At 60.4% G+C, this 434-nt stretch carries 1 protein-coding gene; it reads right to left on the bottom strand.

The genetic code is table 11. From position 1 onward, the window contains the following. On the bottom strand, positions 1–434 hold a 434-nt coding region (locus DVK05_RS16670; RefSeq protein ID WP_321166938.1), incomplete at both ends, for an ATP-binding cassette domain-containing protein.

The raw sequence follows: 434 nt of genomic DNA, 5'->3' as shown, positions 1-434 counted from the left end.
GACATCGCCGTGGTGGCGAACGACCTCAGCGATTTGCTCGCCAACGGTCATCACTGGGTTAAGTGACGACATCGGATCCTGGAAGATCATCGAGATGTCGTTACCGCGGATCTTGCGGAGCCCTGCTTCGTCTTTGGCGAGGAGGTCTTCATCCCGGAAGCGCAGCCGATCAGCTGTGACCGTTGCGCCGTCAGCGAGACCCAACAACGAGAGGGCGGTGACGGATTTTCCGGAGCCTGACTCGCCGACAATGCCGAACACCTCGCCCTCGTTAATTGAGAAGGAAACGCCGTCAACGGCCGGGACGTCGCCACGCTCCGTGGTGAACGTCGTGTGGAGATCGTCAACAGCCAGCAGCGGCGGTTCCTCGGTGGCAGTAGTCGATACGGACGGCCCAGACCGCTGTGTTGAACGTGGTTGCGAGCTCATGTTTC

Origin of the sequence: Halorubrum sp. Atlit-8R, assembly GCF_003666025.1 — an archaeon.
Classification (GTDB): domain Archaea; phylum Halobacteriota; class Halobacteria; order Halobacteriales; family Haloferacaceae; genus Halorubrum; species Halorubrum salinarum.
Note: the sequence above shows the minus strand (reverse complement) of the source record. Positions and strands in the feature narration are given on the sequence as shown.